We start from the raw sequence: 18,672 nt of genomic DNA on the forward strand, positions 1-18,672 counted from the left end.
AAAATACGTCGCAAGGCAATAGCACGCGTTAAAAATCCATTACCAGTGCCCGCCGAATGCCATTTTTGTGGTGGGAATGTACGGATTGGTACGTATGTATGGTGATTGCGGAGTGACGTAAAACGAATCGTTGTGGGTGTAATATCGTCAATATCATTGGTTTCCCGGAGGGAAAGGACATGTTTGGCGATAAACTGGAGTTACCACGGAACGGGCGGATAGTGCTCTATATTTCAGATTACAAAGTAACCAAGGCTGAGGTGTTGGAACCGGAAAAACATCTGGTCACGTTACCGGACATTATTGAGTTGTATAAGCGGGTCGGATATGTGGACTTGCATCGCGATGATGTTCCCGTTGAGTGTATGGAATGTGAACACCGGAGGTTTGAAGTTGATTGAATTGACTTAGAAAAAGCCCGGGGCTATAGTTTCCGCGCAGCCGCAAAATCGGTTGCCGGGATTTGCACCCCGGATATCTAAAAGGCGACAACGACGCGCCAGCGTCTTTTTTATTGTCGTGCGCACAGCCACATCCGCGATTTATGGTGGGGCGTGTAGGGGAGTCGAAAGGCTCGCCGGGTCCTTTTAGCCGGTAGTGCAAACCCTGCATGTCTCACCACCCAAAGATTTGCACCTGAGGGGGGTGATTATCCGACTAAAAGGAAATCGCTATGACAACTCAAGTATCCGCAGCAGCCATCTCCCCGATTATCCACAACCAACTTCCCGTCCTCACCACCGAATTACTCGCGAACCTCTATGGCACAGAGCCGGATTACATTCGTAAAAACCATAACCGGAACTCAGAGCGATTCGTGGTCGGGAAGCATTACTTTTTGCTCGAAGGTGAGGAGTTGCGCGAATTTAAGCACAGCATGTCTTTAAGACCTCCTGTGAAAATCGCCAGAAATGTCCGCTCTCTCATCCTCTGGACAGAACGCGGCGCAGCTCGCCATGCCAAAATGCTGGAAACAGAACAGGCCTGGGAAGTTTTCGAAAAGCTTGAAGATTGCTATTTTAGCCAGCGTCCAGAGAGGCGGAGTACAACCACCGATGACCGCACCCCCTTACGTGATGCCGTTAATATGCTGGTCGGCAAGAAAGGCATGATGTATCCCGATGCTTATACCATGATTCATCAACGCTTCGCCGTCTCTCACATAGAACAACTGTCACAGGCGCAAATGTTAGAAGCGATTGAATACATCCACTGCCTGCTGCTCGATGAAAAGCAGCCAACCATTCCAGATTTTTCTTTTATCACCACTATCAAAAATGGAAAAGTGACCAGGATGCGCCATGTTGCCAAAGGCGAACATCTGATGACTTTTGACGCTTTCAAAGAGATCGCTGAGCGGGCAGGGTATCTGGTGATCCACAGCGACAACCTGCGAAGTATGACGCTGGATAAATTGATGCTAATGGGGGAAAAGTCGGCTGTATCTGTTGCTGATTCAGCATTTTGACAGGTTGAATGTTTGGCGCGGTTATACTCTATTTGCGCTTAAAAAGGTATTTAGTCACAACCAGCACGAGGCCGAATACTCTGTCAAAGTACCGCCCATGTAAAACTGTAACGTATGTACTTGATGACTAAGCTGGCACCAGGTTAACACCAGGCGCCAGCTTGAAGGAAACTTCAGTTATTGGTTTCTGAGGAAAGCGATTCTTGAAAGGGTCATTTGCGTCTGGCAGTCGACCATTTTCTTGACTTCAGCATCTGTTCCCTGCATTGAAACTTTACCGCACATAGCATCCTTAGTTTTGATCCACTGGCGCTGAGAAGGCAGCAACTCTTTTTTCTTCGCCGGGGTTAACTTGCTCCAGACGGTATTCAAATCAGAGTCAGCATTTGCAAATGCCATTCGGGACTGATCAAGGCTTTCAGATTTTTGCGGCTGAAGTTGTGCCTGCCTCTCTTTTTGCTTCTCCGCCTCATACCTGGCCTGTTCCTGTGCCCTGAGTTGCACCTGTTGTTCCGCTTCAATTTGACTCTGTTGGGCATCCTTAGCCTGCTGGATTTTCTGCTGCTCAACGATCGGGTTGATAATGGAAAGCGATGTCAGTAAAGCGGCGCCCACTGATATCGGATTATCAGAAGAGGTTTTTACAAAAACGTTTTTCTGATCGTCGGTCGCCTGCACGGTGTAGGTGATACGTTTTGAAAAGGCGTTTGCGTTGTTCTCCAAAAACAGATTTTCCATTTGCTTATCGAGATTACGATTAAAATTCTTTCTGTAAGCATCAGAAAGCTGGACGTACTCGTTCGCAGGTAGAGTCATCGTCACGGTCCCTTCACAAGTTTTCATTGTGCTGCCCGTGTCACTTGATGTTGTGGAGATTTCAGAGACGGCTAGTTTGATCTTGTCCAGTGTGCTTCGTTTGGTCTGATTAGTGACATCAGGGTATTTATCGACCTGTTCAGAGAGTCCTTCATAAGCAGATTTTTTTAATAAATCCATGAGAGCTGATTGGGTCATTTCCGAAGAACAACCGATCTCATCTTTTTTGTTATCACAGCCTGTAAGGGCAATGGCGAGTAAGAGTACTGAGTATTTTAATCTCATGAATTCCCTTTAGAGTAAGGATTGGTTTTTAAGACGCGGTCTGTAATCAGTTCCGAGAGCTACAGTAAACAACGCTGAGCACTGAACGCATCACAGGCAAGGTAAAAGGTGATATCGGCAAAGGCTGTGAAACCTTTAATTCAACAGATGGGAACGGTATGCACAGGATCCTGTAACGACGCTCCCAAAACCGGAAACCTGTAAGGCATGTTTTCGCTGCTGAACTTAATATACGAACCTGCACTATCATGAACATATTTTATATCGTTATACCCCAGAGAACTGATAGTGTCCTACAGGATTTTATTTTTTTATGGTAAAAAGTAGACCTTAATTTTAGTGCGGAATTATTCACTATTTATAAAAATAATGACTGTATCCGGTACAGAGCTGGCATTTATTTGCTTACAGAAGGATAGCGAAGAGCAGACATCGACAATACAATGTGTACACTCGATAATTCCCTCATAAATTTGACGCCTGCAAAAATGCAGGCATCTAAATTGCTTTAGGACAATAATGCAGCTAAACCAGATAAGAAGGGGGTAAAAACGGTAATGTGTGCAGATATGTTTTGCATAAAATCTTTATAAGCTTTCGAAAAGTATCCATTCTCATGAGCTACTGCTAGAGCTTGAGTATTATCAATTAATTCTTTCTCTGTTTCACTATCAAGTCCTGCATTTTTTATTGCATTCACCATATCATTGAAAATTGATGGTTCATTATAAGTTTGACTTACAGTCGCTGTTGCACCATCTGAGTTTATATTAATGCTTGATGTCGAGATCCCAGAAACATTTATTATTTGATTTTTTTCACTCATAATGTCAATCCCGTTTTCTAATTTATATAAGTTACTACGCTTGAGTACATCGAGCGTAACTCGTATAGCTGAAAGTAATTTCTCTTGTTTTTTGAACAGATGATACATTTGGTCAACGGACCATAGATTAACATCGTGTTCTTTGCATATTTGAATAGCCACATCAGGTATGTCTTCAGGATAATTACCAAAAACCCATGAATCATCAAACCCCTCAACAACTGAGGTCAATGTTGGGAATTTGCCAAAATCATAATTTATTTCAGCAAGTGTTTCGGCCATATATATAGCCATGTCTCTACCTGTGCTATATAATAGCTCAACCTTATAGCGTTTGGTTTGTGGTATTTTAGATATAAACCTGAAATCTTCATTATTTTTAAGATGACTCCAGGTAGAATTGTTTTCATTAAATTGCTGAGAGAATGATAACAATCTTGAAATAATGGATGACACATCTTCAAAATCTTTTCTGACGTCCACGGCAACCTCTTGCTATGTGAAATTATAAATATACAAAGATAAATAACATTATTATGACAGAAGATATTTTTCTTGAAAATCATTAGCAAAAATTTAAAACAGTAATGCTTAACGACCCCTACTATAATAATAACAATTTTTTTCACATTGCACAATATTAACGTTTGGAGATTATAAATAAAGTAATCATTATGTTTTAGGAGCTTTTCAGCTCATAACCGTCCACAAACTACTATGAGCAAACAACGGGTATTGTATTTTTTAACTTTGCAATGCTGTAGTGGTTTACTGAATTTGGTCACCTGAACAGAGGTGATATGCTCACCTCAGAACAATACAGGTGCGCAAATGAAAAGAAGAAATTTTAGTTCTGAATTCAAACACGAATCCGCTCAACTGGTTGTTGACCAGAACAACACAGTGGCAGATGCCGCCAAAGCTATGGATGTCGGCCTTTCCACGATGACAAGATGGGGCAAACAACTGCGTGTGATGAGCGTCAGGGAAAAACACCAAAAGCCTCCCCGATAACTCCGGAACAAATCGAAATACGTGAGCTAAAGAAAAAGCTACCGCGCTCTTGATGTCGGACTCCCTGAACAGTTCTCGATAATCGGGAAACTCAGGGGGCGTTATCTGTGGTCACTCTCTGCCAGGTGTTCGGGGGTCATCGCAGTAGCTACAAATACTGGAAAAACCGTTCTAGAAAACCAGACGGCAGACGGGCTGTATTGCGCTGTCAGGTACTTGAACTACATGGCATCAGCCATGGTTTGGCAGGAGCAAGATGCATCGCCACAATGGCAACCCAGTGAGGCTGTCAGATGGGGGCTGGCTTGCTGACAGACTTATGAAAGAGTTGGGACTGATCAGTTGCCAGCAGCCGAGTCACCGGTATAGGCATGATGGTCATGAACATGTTGCTATCCCTAACTATCCTAAACGGGCAGTTCGCCGTGACAGAGCCAAATCAAGTGTGGTGTGGATACGTGACGTATATCTGGACAGGTAAACGATGGGGATACCTCGCAGTAGTACTTGATTTGTTCGCAAGAAAGCCCGTGGGATGGGCAATGTCGTTCTCACCGGGCAGCAGGCTGACTATAAAAGCGCTGGAGATGGCCTAGGAAACGCGAGGTAAACCAGAGGGGGTATGTTCCATAGCGGCCATTTACTTGCGTTTAAAAAGGTATTTTGTCACGACCAGCACGAGGCCGAATACCTCTGTCAAAGTACCGCCCATGTACAACTGTAGTGTTAAATCCTCAAATTCCAGCTTACCTGCGCCGTCGGCAATAAATACCCCATTCATTATCAGAAGTTGGCAAGCAAGGATTATCAGGAACCATTTTCCGTAGCGTTTTTTTAGAGCGATTTCAGCTTCAAAATCTTTGTTGTTGAGTTGTTTGCGCTCATGCTCGGTATCAAGTGAACTCACCTGTTTCACAGATGTGAACTCGGTCAAGATTTTACTCTCAGTACGGGTGACTTGTTGAGATGGTGTAGCAGTTGGAGTTCTTTTGCTAGACGCAGCTACAGCCATTTTGCGAGCTTCGGCAGCTCTTTTTCTGGCTATTCCGTGAATACGGACAGATGGTTTTTTGGGGTCGTGCGAAATCTTTTGCAGAGGTGAAGTTTCATCAGGGGACTGAACCGGAGTTTCATCGTCCTCCGGCTCAACCTCTTCTGCTAACTGACGGTGTAGGTTGAGGGAATCCTTCAGTCGGCGTGCAACTTCCTGTTTGAAACGGCTGTTAAAATCGTCATCCGATGGCATTCTAAAGCGTTACCCCAACCTCAAGTTCTTTAAACGATAAGTCATCGCATCGTCAGATACGCCAAAATAATGCGCCATTATATAACTTGGTTGGCCGTCAGCGTGCAGTTTTCTGACCTCATCAACCGGCATCAGAAGTTCTGCTGCGAACTTGTTCGCAAAAATTTCATCAGGATGCGTTCCGGCGCTTGCGGTTTCGCCACGTAAATCAACGTACTCATATTCATCACTATGCGATGCTTGCCGGGCGATGTAATGCCCCAACTCATGCCCACATGAAAAACGTTGACGAACTTTGTTGTCATCACTGTTTAGAAAGATCGCTGGATCTTGATCTTTTTGTTTAATCAGTGCGCCAGAAACTTTCCCAGGAAGATCGGTAATAAAAACATCTAATCCCATGTCGTGAGCAATTTTCGCTGGATCAACAGGGAAACCACGCCCGCACCAGAACGTGTCCAGCACTCGCCGGGCGTGCTCTCTTGGGTTGGTAGCCATAGCTCCTCCAGTTACTGCATTACGATTGTTGGTCGAAATATAGACAACATGTTCCGTACCACTTTCCTGTGAAAGTGCAAATTCTGCACTTCTGGTACGATATTAACTGTTAGTAGTAAAGTCTTCCAGATAAATCACTTTAAAATCTTGTGAATTGCTTGCTTTTTACGCTGCATTGTGGATGGCTCAATGTTTCCAGTAAAAACATACATGATAATCATGACATTAGTGGTTTTTTAGGCGTCCATATGTTTCTTAAAAAAATGGATGCCACAAGAGGCCAAATGAGAACGGAAAGGGAAGGCTATTACATGTGTGATTTATTACATCTGTAAAAAAATACAGATCTAACTTGATCTTTTCATTGAAGTTTTTCTTGGTCCTGGATAGGATCTGGAGGTTGCGAAGTTTTTAGAGTCGCATCAAAGGGAAAGCCCTGACAGCGCCAACTGTCAGGGCCATACAAAAACATCGGTTAATGCTTTCGTTGAGATCTCGGTTTGGGAGATTACCTCAACCGGGATCCCGTGTAAAGCATTCATTACCGAAAATGATATAGGTCAATGAATGAAACACATCTGTAAAAAGTCACATCGTCACGACAGTATGTTTGATGTTCTTTCTGCAAATCAGGGTAACGTTGGGCGGCACAAGTGTTGTGGATGTGCCTATGATAAAGGTATGTGGCATGCATTAATCGGCGTTCCGCGTGCGGTTGATGACTCTGTTTTAGGTGATTTACCCGAAAGCCAGGCTGGGCATGTCCGTCATAAAGATGCTTTTGAAGCATATAATATGGGCTATGACCATGGGATGCATAAAAAAGCCTACGGTATGGCCTCATAATCTGGTGCAAATGAATAACTAACCCGCTTCGGCGGGTTTTCTTTTTTATAGAACCCTGCGATGTGAAAACGAATAATAAATTTTGCAAATAATGCAGTTTTTATTATTCGAGGTAATTATGAAAACCTTCTATGAGGACTGGCCTGAAACTTTCGTTAGCCGATTAGATATGTTACGAGCTCTGGATGATCGCGGCTCGACCCGGAGGCTCTATCTTGAGCGGACCGGGGCAATATTTGACGCTCTGGCAGAAGAGATACGTACAGCCGTTGCCGGGCATCCTGAAATCGACGTGAGTGAACTTGATATCGGGCCGCTGTATCGCTATTACAAACGTGGAGAAAAGGGGAATCCGCTGGCTGACTTACTTATTGAGTTGGCTCCACCAACTTGTGAACGGGTTCGTATATCTCCTGAAGTGTACACAATCCCGTATCTGTTTTTTGCACTGTTGATAGCGCAAGGCGCTGACAACGATGCCCGCGATTTTTTCAATATGATGATGCGACCGTTGATCATCGCCTACCGTTTCAAACAACTGGCGCGCTACCTTGGCACTAAGGGCGGAGGACGACCACAGCACAGATTAAAAAGCGAAGCCATTGAACTGGCTGATCGTTTTTTTACTGAAAACCCGACAGCGCCATTATCGCGTGGTGTGCAATACATATCCGGTATTTTTGTGGCGAAATACTCTGACCCACCTGCAGCGTCGACGATTAGAAAATGGTTAATTTCAATTTACAGGAGTGATAAATAATGACCATAAACGGTTTAATCTCCTATAAAACCGTTTAATAAAATTCACGACGTGAATATAATTGTTCATTATTCCCTCATTGTATCTGGCGTTATGACAAATGCCATAAAATACTGTATAAATGTACAGGTAATGGCGTTAGGGGGAAGACATGAATATTCAAGAATCTATAGGCGAACTACCGGAAACATGCCGGGCTGTTATCAAGCGTAAGGACGGACACATCGTTGGTGTGCGTGTTCTGACCGATGATGAACGGATTGCCAGCCTGATGGCGTTTCTCGAGTTGGCAGAAATAGCTGGATATACTATTACACCCCCTGACGCGTAAAACACGGTATAATATCGGTGCTGGATTGAACACCCGGCACCATTTTCTGAACACTGCCGCGCCACCTGGAGTTAACCATGGCGCAGCATTCATTTATCAGGGTATCCGGCGGTTCGCTAATACCCGCGACACCAGACACGCAACGCTGGTTGACTGAACGAGTCAAACCAGGTGCTGTTGTGTATGCAGATTTCAAACAGGCACGCAATCCCGCGTTTCACCGTAAATTTTTCTCACTTCTCAACCTGGGCTTTGATTACTGGCATCCGTCCGGAGGGGCTATTTCTCCTGCGGAGCGCGAACTGGTTCACGGCTACGTTAAGTTACTGGCGTATTACGGTGGACACGGTGATGTCATGGCAGAGCTGGCTGATCAGTATCTTCTCGATGAGTCGGAAAAGCGCGCGGGGAATATCAGTGCGGTGAAGTCGTTCGAGGCGTTTCGCGCATGGGCGATTATGGAAGCTGGGTTTTATGACGTTCATCAGATGCCAGACGGCAGTTTGATGCGCGTACCTCGTTCAATCTCGTTTGCTGCGATGGACGATCTTGAGTTCGGTCAACTGTATTCAGCCGTTTTAGATGTGCTGTGGAATTATATTTTGTTCCGCACGTTTGCCTCTCAGGAGGCTGCTGAAAATGCTGCCGCGCAGCTGCTGGATTACACATCATGAAAAAAATCGACCTGAGAAAAGCTGCACGTGGTCGCGCTTGTACTGTGCGTATCCCCGGTGTGTGCAATCACAATCCTGAAACCAGCGTACTGGCTCATTATCGTCTCGCCGGAACGTGCGGCACAGCCATCAAACCTCACGATATGCAGGGCGCTATCGCCTGTAGTGCGTGTCACGATGCCATCGACGGACGTACAAAAACGGATTACGAGCACGACTCATTGTTGTTGATGCACGCTGAGGGAGTTTTCAGAACACTGGCTATCTGGCGCGATGAGGAGTTTATCTGATGAGTAACGAGTATTTATTGGAATATACCCGCATAAAACTGCGCGCTGCATTGCGGGATTTGTCTGGTGGTTCTAAGGGGCAACTGGAAGCATTGTGTGAGCACCCACCGGCAGATAAAAACGCATACCCACGCAAACATATTCATCGTGTGCAACTGGAGGACCGGACCGTTGATGCTCTGGTTACGCCAGTTTACGCTCTGGAAAGTTTTAGCAGACGTCGCCCCGCGCCGCCGATGAATGATTTTGAATTTGCTGATTCATCCTGGCGGCGTTCTGTGAACTCGCTGGATGCAAGTCAGCAAGCGTGGTTGCGTTATTGCTACGGTGGTAACCTGGCATTCAAACACCAAACAGCTATTTGTGAGGCTGTCTGGAGTCGCTATAAAGGACACATCCCCGCGTCAACTCAGAGAAAAGTAGTTAAGCGCCTGCTTTCGTTGGTGTGGTTGTCCGTGCAGGCGGTTGCAGCAGCAAATAAACGCGAGGATTTTAAGGAGATGGCCGGGTCTGCGCTAGCTGGAATGTTGTCTGTTTCTCGTTCCACCTGGTGCGAAACATACTCCCCGCACTGGGCAGGAATGAAAGAGGCGGTGAGAGCACTTGATGAAATGGCACTTCTTGCAACTTTGCATCACTATCCGAACCATTTAGACGATGTTTGCGTATAATGCTTGCAAAACCGAACAAAATAGACCATATTTAACGCTAATTTGGTATGTTGCCAAATTTCTAAGAACCTCGCCACGGCGGGGTTTTGTCGTTTCTGAATCAGGAAAAATCATGTCTGAACCTCTAACCGCTGGCGTTGCTGCTGGCTCGGCGGGGGTGACGTTTGCTGCGTTATTTCCTGAGGCAACACCTGCAGTGATGATCTGTGCGCTGGCTGGCGCAGCTCTCTATGTGTTGTCGTCCGGGCAGCATCGATTCTGGAAGCAGGTTATTTTCGCACTCATTTCGTTTGTTGGCGGTGTGTATTGCGCTGAGACAGCGTCAGCCATCATTACCGGTATTCTGAACGCGGTGCTGAGTCACCTGAACCCTCCCGTAACAGTAAAAGTCTCTCCCGCCATTGGTGCACTGGTTGCATCAGTAATCAGCGTTACATCACTGTTGCGGATCATGTCACAAGCTCGTTTATGGAAATCAGATAAGGGGATGAAATAATGACCCTGCACTCTGTCCTCATTAATGCCAATGCAATTATCTGTCTGATGCTGGCACTGCGGTTGATGTTTTTTCAAAAAACAGGCCGCTATCGTTTTTTCATCTCACTAACTGCTTACCTGGCGATTCTGTCTGCTGCGTGGATAGCCCTACGAATTTTTTACGGGAAATATACGCAGGTTGATCCCGCAGAGTTCTTTCTCAATCTCACCATCTGTATTGCTGTCTGGCGGGCACGAGGGAATATTTCAAAAATAACAGGAGATAGGTAATGACCGATCCTAAATGGCTAATTGAGGCACGAAAAAATCTCGGCATTCGGGAAATGAAAGGGAAGCAACATGCTGCAGAAATTGTGCAGTACTGGAAAGATATCAAACGCGGCGGCATTAAGGATGATGAAACCCCGTGGTGCGCTGCCTTCACCGGAGCAATGCTGGAACGTGTAGGTATTCGCTCAACGCGTTTTGAGTCTGCGAATTCTTATCTCGATTGGGGTAATGAACTGAAGGAACCCGCCTATGGATGCATTGCTATTCTGTCTCGGTCTAGCGGTGGTCACGTTGGCTTTGTTGTCGGGAAAAATGCTGCCGGGGATTTAATGATTTTGGGTGGTAACCAGGCAGATGAAGTAAATATCAATGCTTTTCCTCGTTCCCGCGTAACAGGCTACCGCTGGCCAGCAGGCCAAACTGATGTTCCACAATCACTTCCATTCGTGAATGCTGAGAAATCTATCTCAGAAGCGTAGGTAAAACGTGAAAAAACTTCTCTTAGCTGTCGCGTTCTTCACGCTGGCAGGCTGCACACATTCGACATACACCGAAGCGACTCGCGCTGACGACAGCAGTATTAAACACGTGACGATCGCGCCGGGTACGAAGATTACAACAGCGAACGGTGGTTGTATTGATTCAACCGGGGCAGTGGCTTCATGCCCCGTTGGAAAATAGGGTAATTTATCTTAATGAATTGACGATTGGTCATTTGGCCCCAGGCAACCTGACCACACAAAGGTGCTAAAGACAGAATCATAAATATGACATATTTTTAAATGCCGATTTAACTGGGTATTTTTTAATAGGAAATTATATGTCACAGTTTTTGTTCGTTGGTGGGCCTTTTCACGGTCGTGTTGAAGACATTTATTCTAATTCCGCTATTGAACCCGTAGGTAGCACGGAGTTAAGGGTTTCTGTGGGGGATGAGGTAGTAATTTATGAACGCTCCGATTTTAGTCGATGGAATGGACCGCATTATCGCGTTGCAGTTGCAAATGGCGCGAGTGAGTTAATTCCTCAGACTATCGACGAGATGAATTATCACACATCTAAAATTTCTCCTATTTCGAAAGTTACTAGCACTGACTAATAGCCCGGATAGTGGCCTTCAAAGATGTGCACGGGATGTTTTGTACGAGCATATTCAGCAAGGATTTTGTTTGTTAAAGGTGTCTTGAGTGTTGTTGGCTCTTTTAATAGATCGATGGCATCAAGACGCCTTAGTGCATCGCCCTTCAGATAATTTATCGTAATGGTTGTGATTAAAAAATCACCGCAAAAACCACTGCAATGAATTTTCCAGCACGTATCGTGATTTGTCCATGTGGCATCAGAGCCGCATACAGGGCAATTTTTTGATTCCTGCATACCAATAACCATAGAGCATTTCTCTTCATTGAATGTTCGAGTTAAAAGCATAGACGACATCTGGGCACCATGAGAATACAGTAGGATTTAATTACATGAGCTAACCGGGACTGGGCTTGAGCTTCAGAAGCGGTTCCTGTCCGAGTACGTCAAATCATGTGTATCACCGAAAGAATGGTTTGACGCGCAGGGACTGAGCTTCGCAACAGCTCGCCTACGTATAAAAAACAACTGCGCAATGTGCCAAAGAGCTGGTGGCTGATGAAAGAAACGTTTACTTAAACGAGAGGCCGCTTTTTTGTTTCAAGGCGGCACACATTCAACAGGTTAAGGTAACTGATTTGACCATTTAGTTGCGCGCCAGTTGTTCTTAATCATAATCTCCTCAAGTATCTCATCTGAAGGCTCTGCTTCGCCGCTTAACCATTCTCTTAAAGTTGGACAATGTAGGTAAGAGGAGTTCGCACGATAAAAAGATACGATGGCGTCCTCTGATAACTTCTCAGGAAATTTTTTGGGGTCAGCTTCTTTTAATATTACGCTCATTAAGGCTTCGATTTTTTCTTTGTTCATTTTTTTTGTGTGCTCATGGTTGTTGCTTTTCTGTAAGAATATCAATAATTTCAAGATATATACACATAGGGAAAACTTTGTTCGGTAGTCTATCGATACAGCGCAAAAGGATGGCTCGCTGCCAAAGTGAAAGCTTACGCTGATAATCAGATACACAAAGCTGATGTATGCAAACAAGTACGCCGCGAGGCTACAGTCGAGTTTGATGAACCTGATACGAGCCCCCGATTCCTGTCCTGAAAGGGATATAGCCCCCCTGGTCGCGGGTCCTTTCCGAAATTCAAAACACCGAGGGTCGGTAGACGCGCAAAAACTCACTCATTTTTAGTATTTTTTCATATTGTGTATTTCCGGTTCCGGTGAGGATTTTTAATGGCAAGTCAGGCTGAGGTCGCAGCACATTTACTGCTATCAGATCGTCGTCTGCGCGATCTCGCAAAACTTCCGGGAGCACCAGTCCCACAAGGACGTGGTGATTGGGAGCTAGACGCCTGGCGCCATTTCTATATTCATTATCTCCGGAGTAATAGACGTGACACAGTTGGTACTGACGAACCGGAAGTGGGGGACAATTCTCCCGAAAAAAATCGCGAGCAGTGGCTGAAAAACGAGGAACGACAGGAGCGAATCCTGATGGCCCGAGTAAAACGGCGCATCCTAGCTAAACGCTACGCGCCGATTGAATTAATCAGCGTCGCTGTATCTCGTGTCGCAGTCGAATTACGTACCCGCGTTGAATCGTGGCCACCACGCCTGAAAAAGGTCTGGCCGGAGATGCCGCAGGAGGCGAGCAGTGTATTACGAGAGGAGCTGGCGATAGCCCTGAATGAACTGGCAGACATACGAGTCGACTTCAGCGATTACGATGTCAGCGCTATCGAACGCGATCTCGACAGGGTTGAATCCCTTGCGCGTGACGATACCGATGACGGGGGTTGAGTGGGCTGATAAATATTTTTACCTCCCCGAAGGCTCCAGCCATATTGCTGGCCACTGGACGACTCAGCCGGTCCAGATTGTGATGTTGAATATGATGACGAACGACGCGATAAAAATCGTGTCCGTTCGCAAATCAGCTCGTCTCGGCTACACAAAAATACTCGTGGCGGCGTTGCTCTATTTCGCTGAGCACAAAAAACGTAGTGCCGTGGTCTATCAGCCTATCGATGACGAATCGGATGGATTCGTTGCCGATGAGGTTGATCCAGCGATCGCCGAAATGCCGATTATTCAGAAAATTTTCCCCGACTGGGATAAAAGCAACGAGCGTAACAATCTCCAGCGTAAAGAAATGAACGGCGCGATTATCGATTTTCGCGGCGCGAGTACGCCAGGAAATTTCCGGCGACTAACGAAACAGGTTGTCGAGGGTGACGAGGTCGACGGCTGGCCTCTGGAGGTTGCTAAAAAAGGTAAAGGCGAGGGCTCGCCCATCGAGCTGGCGCTCGTTCGAATTAAAGGGGCAGCGTATCCGAAGGCGATTTTCGGTTCGACACCGACAGTCACCGGCAAAAGTCATATCGAAATGCTTGAAGACGCTGCCGATCTGACGTTTCGTTTTTACCTGAAATGCCCTCACTGTGGTGAAGAGCAGGTCCTGGTATTTGGTTTCGACGGTATCGAATACGGTCTCAAGTGGGATGACAGCCTGCAAACAAATGAGGCGAAATCGTCGTCCGCGTATTATCAGTGCTGCCACTGCCCGGAGCATTTTTACTATCGCGATCTCGAAAAAATGGAGCTCGCGGGGCGCTGGATAGCTGAAGACTGCACCTGGACCCAGGACGGAATCCATTTTTTTGATCACGACGGTGGCGTCGTTCGCGCGCCGAAACACGCGGCGATCGTGATAAACGCCCTGTATTCACTAAACCTCGACGGCTGGGGCGAGATTGTCAGCGAGTGGCTGAAAGCGAAAGGCGACCCGCTCAAAGAGAAGACGTTTCATAACACGACGCTCGGCGAACTCTGGAGCGACGTGGCCAGCGAGCAGCTGGAGCACGATATTCTCGTTAATCGCCGGGAACAATATGCCAGCCAGGTTCCTGACGGTGTTGTTTATATAACCGGCGGCATCGACTCTCAAACGTCCGGGCGCTACGAGTGTTACGTGTGGGGCTGGGGAGCGGAGGAAGAGTGCTGGCTGATTGATAAAACAATCGTCCTCGGTCGCTACGACGAGGAGGACACACTGCAGCGTGTTGATGGTGTTATTCGCAAACAATATCGGCGCAGTGACGGGACCACAATCGGCGTCAGTCGCTGGGCGTGGGATACCGGCGGCATAGATGCGCAGGTCGTTTATAACCGCTCGCTGAAACTCGGTCCGCTGTGGGTCATTCCAATTAAAGGCGCGAGCTCATACGGCCAGCCAGTCGTTAATATGCCGCGTACACGTAACGCGAATAAAGTTTATTTGTCGTTAATCGGTACTGATACGGCAAAAGACCTGCTCGCGATGCGTCTGCCGCTGGAACCCGACCCCAAATCGGCGACACCAGGCGCGATTCATTTTCCCAACGACGACGAAATATTCGGCACAACAGAAGCAAAACAGCTCGTCTCCGAAGTTCTGATCCCAAAACTCATTAACGGTCGCGTCGTTTATCGCTGGGACAACCAGGGCCGGCGAAATGAGGCGCTCGACTGTTGGGTGTACGGGCTGGCAGCGCTGCGTATCAGTAAAATTCGTTTCCAGCTCAATCTCGAGACGCTCGCTGAGCAACGGAAAAAATCACAAAACAAACTGTCTCTCGAGGAGATGGCCCGAATGCTTGGAGGAAGCTCATGACGTCGCGCGAGGTTTTAACAGAACGGTTGCTGGAAGCTGAAATTGCCCTGCACAAATTATTAACGGGTAGATCGACTGTATCGCTGTCTCACGGCGATTCAGCGGGAAATAACCGGAGCTATCAGTACTCCCAGGCGAGTATTGAACAGCTCCGAACGTACATTATCGAGCTGAAATCACAGCTCGGTCTGAGTACGGGACGCCGCCGTCCCGTGGGAGTTCGATTATGACTGCTCAGCAGCTGCTCGGGCCTGACGGTAAAACGCCACTACGCCGTTACGCGGGGTATAACGGCGGCGGTCCCGGCTTCGGTGGCCAGCTGATTGACTGGAATGCACCACAGCAAAGTGCCGACGCGGCACTGCTGCCTAATTTTTATCGCGGTAACGCGCGAGCAGACGATCTCGTTCGCAATAACGGCGTCGCGTCGAACGCCGTGCAGCTGCACCAGGATCATATCGTCGGCAATCTGTTTAAACTGAGTTATCGCCCTAACTGGCGTTACCTCGGCATATCTCGCGAGGACGCCAGGGCGCTGGCGCGTGACGTCGAGGTAGCGTGGACTGAATACGCCGAGGACCCTCACTGCACTATTGATATCGAACGGAAACGGACGTTCACAATGATGATCCGCGAGGGTGTGGCCACTCACGCGTTTAACGGTGAAACCTGCGTACAACCAGTCTGGGAGAGTAGTGCCGGCAGCGTTTTTCGGACGCGATTCAAAATGGTCTCACCAAAACGAATTCGAAATCCGGGTTACGCAGCTGACACCCAATTTCGCCGCGCCGGTGTTGATATCGATAAAAACGGGGCCGCGGTCGGGTACTGGATAGCCGAGGATACCTACCCCCTCGGCGGAGTCGGTAAATGCCGGCGTATCCCCGCACAGCTCAGCAGCGGCAGACACGCATTCATCCACATATTCGAGCCGCTCGAGGACGGACAGACCCGCGGGGACAACATTTTTTACAGCGTAATGGAACGCCTGAAAATGCTCGATACGCTGCAGCAAACACAGCTGCAGAGCGCGATTGTTAAGGCCATGTATGCCGCGACAATCGAATCAGAGCTCGACAGTCAGCAGGCGTTTGAATATATCGCCGGCGCGGGTACTGATATTGACGCGAATCCACTGAATTCGTTTATTCAGAGTTACGTGACGTACTACAACGGCGCAAATATCAAGCTCGGTGGCGTGAAAGTGCCTCACCTGCATCCCGGCGACAAACTCAGTTTACAGACAGCTCAGAACGCTGACGCTGGTTTCAGTTCGCTGGAAAAATCACTCCTGCGTTACGTTGCCGCCGGCGTCGGCGCGTCATACGAGGAGCTGAGCCGGGACTACAGCCAGGTCAGTTACTCCAGCGCCCGGGCCAGCGCGAACGTGAGCTGGCGGTTTTTTATGGGGCGCAGGCGTTTTATCGCCGCGCGACAGGCTTCGCTGATGTTCTGCTGCTGGTTTGAAGAGGCGCTGGCACGCGGGATTATCACTCTGCCTCGCTCCGCGGTTCGGTCGTTTTATGAGGCGCGGAACTCCTGGACGAACGCGCTCTGGATCGGTGCTGGCCGAATGGCGATCGACGGACTGAAAGAGGTTCAGGAGAGCGCCATGAGGATCACAACCGGCCTCAGCACGTATCAGAACGAACTGGCTCTGCAGGGACAGGATTACGAGGAGGTCATGGAGCAGCAGGAATACGAAATTCAGCGCCGGCGTGAAATGGGGCTGAGCGAGCCGTCCTGGTCTGTATCTCACCCCTCAAATACAAACGATAACGGCTGGGGAGGTAACTGATGCCGTGGAACAATTTTCCGCACCTCGCCGCCAGGGCGTTCAATCAACCGCTTTTGCTGGAGCCCGCCTACGCGCGGGTGTTTTTTTCAGCGCTGAGCGACCGGTTCGGTACCGGGCGACTGATTGATACAGCGTCCGGAGAGGTAATGAACAGCGACGAAATGAACGCGCTCGCGATGGGGTGGGACAGCAGCGAGCGAACACGTCAGAAATCGTACCGCGTGGAGCGTGGTATAGCTGTTCTGCCGGTTACGGGGACACTGGTTCATAAATTGGGTTATATCAATCCGGTTAGCGGTATGAGCGGTTACGACGGAATCGTAAAACGCCTGCAGCAGGCGATTTCTGACCCCGATGTTAAGGGGATTTTGCTGGATATTGACTCCCCAGGCGGGGAGGTTGCCGGCGCGTTTGATACTGCTGATTTAATCGCCCGGGCGCGAGAGCAAAAACCGGTGTGGGCGCTGGCCAGCGATACGGCCTGCAGCGCCGCATATTTGCTGGCGTCAGCGTGTTCGCGCCGGCTGATAACGCAGACCGGCACGGTTGGTTCAATCGGCGTCCTGATGGCCCACCGCTGCGTCGAAAAGGCACTGGAGATTGCCGGCGTTGACGTGACGCTGATTTACGCCGGTGCGCACAAGGTCGACGGTAACCCGTATTCCCAGTTGCCCGACGACGTTCGCGACGAATTCCAGCTGAGTATTAACAGCACACGCGAGCAGTTCGCGCAAAAGGTATCAGATTATACCGGTCTGAAAAAATCCAGGGTGCTGGCCACGGAGGCCGCAGTATTTATCGGCGCGGACGCGATTAAATCTGGTCTCGCTGATCAACTCGTTAATTACGCGGACGCTATCGCAGTGATGGCCGACGCACTGAAACCAAAAATGGAGCGATTTATGCCAGGTACAGAAACCACGGCGGAGACCACGACCACAGAACAGACCGCGGCCACGACTACGGTCGCGCCGGTTGAGTCCAACGCGGATCAGATTCGCGCGGACGCCGCATCGAGCGAACTGGCGCGCGTGATGGCCATCATCAATTGTCCCGAAGCTGTTGGGCGCGAGGCGCAGGCAAAAGCGCTCGCTGGCGTCCCCGGGATGACCGTCGAGCAGGCGCAGCTGGTACTCGCGGCAGCACCGCAAACGGCGCAGGCGCGGACCGAAACGGCGCTCGATACACTAATGAGCACTGAATCACCGGCGACTATTCAGGATGCCGGTAGCACCACGGCAACAGGAACAACCGCAAACGTCTCGATGCTGGTCGCGGCAGGGCGTTCAATTTTAGGGGATGAATGATGACCACAGAAACGTATAGCCCGGATGATTTTATTCTGGGACCTGATCTCGTTGTTACGACCGTCGGTCATTTTCAGGGTGGGATCAACGTACCCCGGCTGACACCGATTATGCTAGACGCTACCGCCGGCACGTTTAAAGTCTGGGACGGTTCAGTCGGTAAGGCCATTGGCCTCACAGCCACCGCAGTTAATACGGGTTCCAGTTCTGCAGACTGCTCGTACTACAAATCAGGCTCGTTCCGTTACACGGCGATCAATTGGGGTACGGTTACCGACGTAGCTAAACGCAAATCAGCGTTTGCTGGTACGCCAGTCAGCGTCGGCTGATGGC

Annotated in this window: 24 protein-coding genes and 1 pseudogene; 19 read left to right on the forward strand and 6 right to left on the reverse strand. The window is 48.4% G+C overall.

The window, feature by feature from the left end; all coding sequences use genetic code 11:
- The first annotated feature begins 179 nt into the window (after positions 1–179).
- Positions 180–401 (forward strand): hypothetical protein, encoded by a 222-nt coding sequence (locus HGD79_RS00755; protein WP_000466604.1) that lies wholly within the window; start codon positions 180–182, stop codon positions 399–401.
- A 272-nt stretch (positions 402–673) separates the two neighbouring features.
- On the forward strand, positions 674–1,468 hold the full coding sequence (locus tag HGD79_RS00760) for an ORF6N domain-containing protein (protein WP_089638956.1): 795 nt from the start codon (positions 674–676) through the stop codon (positions 1,466–1,468).
- 177 nt (positions 1,469–1,645) lie between these two features.
- Here the strand turns inward: HGD79_RS00760 and HGD79_RS00765 are convergent, their stop codons facing one another.
- Both HGD79_RS00765 and HGD79_RS00770 read right to left on the reverse strand, forming a co-directional pair.
- Positions 1,646–2,569, reverse strand: coding sequence for a lysozyme inhibitor LprI family protein (locus HGD79_RS00765; RefSeq protein WP_001237643.1), 924 nt, complete (start codon positions 2,567–2,569; stop codon positions 1,646–1,648).
- Between the two features lie 508 nt (positions 2,570–3,077).
- Complete coding sequence (locus HGD79_RS00770) at positions 3,078–3,878, reverse strand: hypothetical protein (protein ID WP_097341278.1); 801 nt, start codon at positions 3,876–3,878, stop codon at positions 3,078–3,080.
- Between the two features lie 348 nt (positions 3,879–4,226).
- On the opposite strand from HGD79_RS00770, the pseudogene HGD79_RS00775 reads away from it, so the two are divergent.
- Positions 4,227–5,002: pseudogene (locus tag HGD79_RS00775) on the forward strand (IS3 family transposase); the annotation flags it as partial.
- A 47-nt stretch (positions 5,003–5,049) separates the two neighbouring features.
- Here HGD79_RS00775 and HGD79_RS00780 read toward each other — a convergent pair.
- Together HGD79_RS00780 and HGD79_RS00785 are read right to left on the reverse strand one after the other, a co-directional pair.
- On the reverse strand, positions 5,050–5,655 hold the full coding sequence (locus tag HGD79_RS00780; RefSeq protein ID WP_085456282.1) for a hypothetical protein: 606 nt from the start codon (positions 5,653–5,655) through the stop codon (positions 5,050–5,052).
- A 9-nt stretch (positions 5,656–5,664) separates the two neighbouring features.
- A complete protein-coding gene (locus HGD79_RS00785) occupies positions 5,665–6,153 on the reverse strand; it encodes an ImmA/IrrE family metallo-endopeptidase (protein ID WP_000224749.1) in 489 nt (162 codons plus the stop codon).
- 567 nt (positions 6,154–6,720) lie between these two features.
- On the opposite strand from HGD79_RS00785, the gene HGD79_RS00790 reads away from it, so the two are divergent.
- The 10 genes from HGD79_RS00790 (at position 6,721) to HGD79_RS00835 (ending at position 11,592) form a co-directional block, all read left to right on the forward strand.
- Positions 6,721–6,999: a hypothetical protein gene (locus HGD79_RS00790; protein ID WP_001559328.1), complete on the forward strand. Its 279-nt coding sequence runs from the start codon at positions 6,721–6,723 to the stop codon at positions 6,997–6,999.
- A gap of 118 nt (positions 7,000–7,117) precedes the next feature.
- Complete coding sequence (locus HGD79_RS00795; protein ID WP_039264586.1) at positions 7,118–7,759, forward strand: hypothetical protein; 642 nt, start codon at positions 7,118–7,120, stop codon at positions 7,757–7,759.
- A 151-nt stretch (positions 7,760–7,910) separates the two neighbouring features.
- Positions 7,911–8,090 (forward strand): hypothetical protein, encoded by a 180-nt coding sequence (locus tag HGD79_RS00800; protein WP_001025459.1) that lies wholly within the window; start codon positions 7,911–7,913, stop codon positions 8,088–8,090.
- A 77-nt stretch (positions 8,091–8,167) separates the two neighbouring features.
- Positions 8,168–8,764, forward strand: coding sequence for a DUF1367 family protein (locus HGD79_RS00805; RefSeq protein WP_000057009.1), 597 nt, complete (start codon positions 8,168–8,170; stop codon positions 8,762–8,764).
- The gene (locus HGD79_RS00810; RefSeq protein ID WP_000717782.1) at positions 8,761–9,054 is read left to right on the forward strand and encodes a DUF1364 domain-containing protein; all 294 of its coding nucleotides are present in this window, start codon (positions 8,761–8,763) and stop codon (positions 9,052–9,054) included. Before HGD79_RS00805 ends, HGD79_RS00810 begins: the two co-directional genes overlap by 4 nt.
- The gene (locus HGD79_RS00815; protein WP_139496447.1) at positions 9,054–9,725 is read left to right on the forward strand and encodes a bacteriophage antitermination protein Q; all 672 of its coding nucleotides are present in this window, start codon (positions 9,054–9,056) and stop codon (positions 9,723–9,725) included. Before HGD79_RS00810 ends, HGD79_RS00815 begins: the two co-directional genes overlap by 1 nt.
- A 112-nt stretch (positions 9,726–9,837) precedes the next feature.
- Positions 9,838–10,221, forward strand: coding sequence for a putative holin (locus tag HGD79_RS00820; RefSeq protein WP_001294589.1), 384 nt, complete (start codon positions 9,838–9,840; stop codon positions 10,219–10,221).
- A complete protein-coding gene (locus tag HGD79_RS00825; protein WP_000172496.1) occupies positions 10,221–10,493 on the forward strand; it encodes a phage holin family protein in 273 nt (90 codons plus the stop codon). Before HGD79_RS00820 ends, HGD79_RS00825 begins: the two co-directional genes overlap by 1 nt.
- Positions 10,493–10,972, forward strand: coding sequence for a TIGR02594 family protein (locus HGD79_RS00830; RefSeq protein ID WP_139496446.1), 480 nt, complete (start codon positions 10,493–10,495; stop codon positions 10,970–10,972). The genes HGD79_RS00825 and HGD79_RS00830 overlap by 1 nt, the downstream gene beginning before the upstream one ends.
- Positions 10,973–11,313: 341 nt before the next feature.
- Positions 11,314–11,592, forward strand: a complete 279-nt coding sequence (locus HGD79_RS00835; protein ID WP_071791986.1) for a hypothetical protein — start codon at positions 11,314–11,316, stop codon at positions 11,590–11,592.
- Here the strand turns inward: HGD79_RS00835 and HGD79_RS00840 are convergent.
- Positions 11,589–11,882, reverse strand: coding sequence for a hypothetical protein (locus tag HGD79_RS00840; protein ID WP_039264476.1), 294 nt, complete (start codon positions 11,880–11,882; stop codon positions 11,589–11,591). The two genes, HGD79_RS00835 and HGD79_RS00840, sit on opposite strands and share 4 nt — an antisense overlap.
- Before the next feature lie 315 nt (positions 11,883–12,197).
- A complete protein-coding gene (locus HGD79_RS00845; protein WP_139496445.1) occupies positions 12,198–12,443 on the reverse strand; it encodes a hypothetical protein in 246 nt (81 codons plus the stop codon).
- 633 nt (positions 12,444–13,076) lie between these two features.
- On the opposite strand from HGD79_RS00845, the gene HGD79_RS26455 reads away from it, so the two are divergent.
- Genes HGD79_RS26455 through HGD79_RS00875 form a run of 6 tightly spaced genes read left to right on the forward strand, consistent with a single transcriptional unit; the run spans position 13,077 to position 18,668 of the window.
- The gene (locus HGD79_RS26455; protein ID WP_247653383.1) at positions 13,077–13,382 is read left to right on the forward strand and encodes a terminase small subunit; all 306 of its coding nucleotides are present in this window, start codon (positions 13,077–13,079) and stop codon (positions 13,380–13,382) included.
- A complete protein-coding gene (locus tag HGD79_RS00855) occupies positions 13,357–15,234 on the forward strand; it encodes a terminase gpA endonuclease subunit (RefSeq protein ID WP_247653392.1) in 1,878 nt (625 codons plus the stop codon). The genes HGD79_RS26455 and HGD79_RS00855 overlap by 26 nt, the downstream gene beginning before the upstream one ends.
- The gene (gene gpW, locus HGD79_RS00860; protein ID WP_059245267.1) at positions 15,231–15,464 is read left to right on the forward strand and encodes a gpW family head-tail joining protein; all 234 of its coding nucleotides are present in this window, start codon (positions 15,231–15,233) and stop codon (positions 15,462–15,464) included. Before HGD79_RS00855 ends, gpW begins: the two co-directional genes overlap by 4 nt.
- Complete coding sequence (locus HGD79_RS00865; protein ID WP_139496443.1) at positions 15,461–17,032, forward strand: phage portal protein; 1,572 nt, start codon at positions 15,461–15,463, stop codon at positions 17,030–17,032. The genes gpW and HGD79_RS00865 overlap by 4 nt, the downstream gene beginning before the upstream one ends.
- A complete protein-coding gene (locus HGD79_RS00870; protein ID WP_139496442.1) occupies positions 17,032–18,339 on the forward strand; it encodes a S49 family peptidase in 1,308 nt (435 codons plus the stop codon). Before HGD79_RS00865 ends, HGD79_RS00870 begins: the two co-directional genes overlap by 1 nt.
- Positions 18,336–18,668: a head decoration protein gene (locus HGD79_RS00875; RefSeq protein ID WP_042097817.1), complete on the forward strand. Its 333-nt coding sequence runs from the start codon at positions 18,336–18,338 to the stop codon at positions 18,666–18,668. The genes HGD79_RS00870 and HGD79_RS00875 overlap by 4 nt, the downstream gene beginning before the upstream one ends.
- The last annotated feature ends 4 nt before the right edge of the window (positions 18,669–18,672 follow it).

Origin of the sequence: Escherichia sp. SCLE84 (genome assembly GCF_012584495.1) — a bacterium.
In the GTDB taxonomy this organism is placed as follows: domain Bacteria; phylum Pseudomonadota; class Gammaproteobacteria; order Enterobacterales; family Enterobacteriaceae; genus ECMA0423.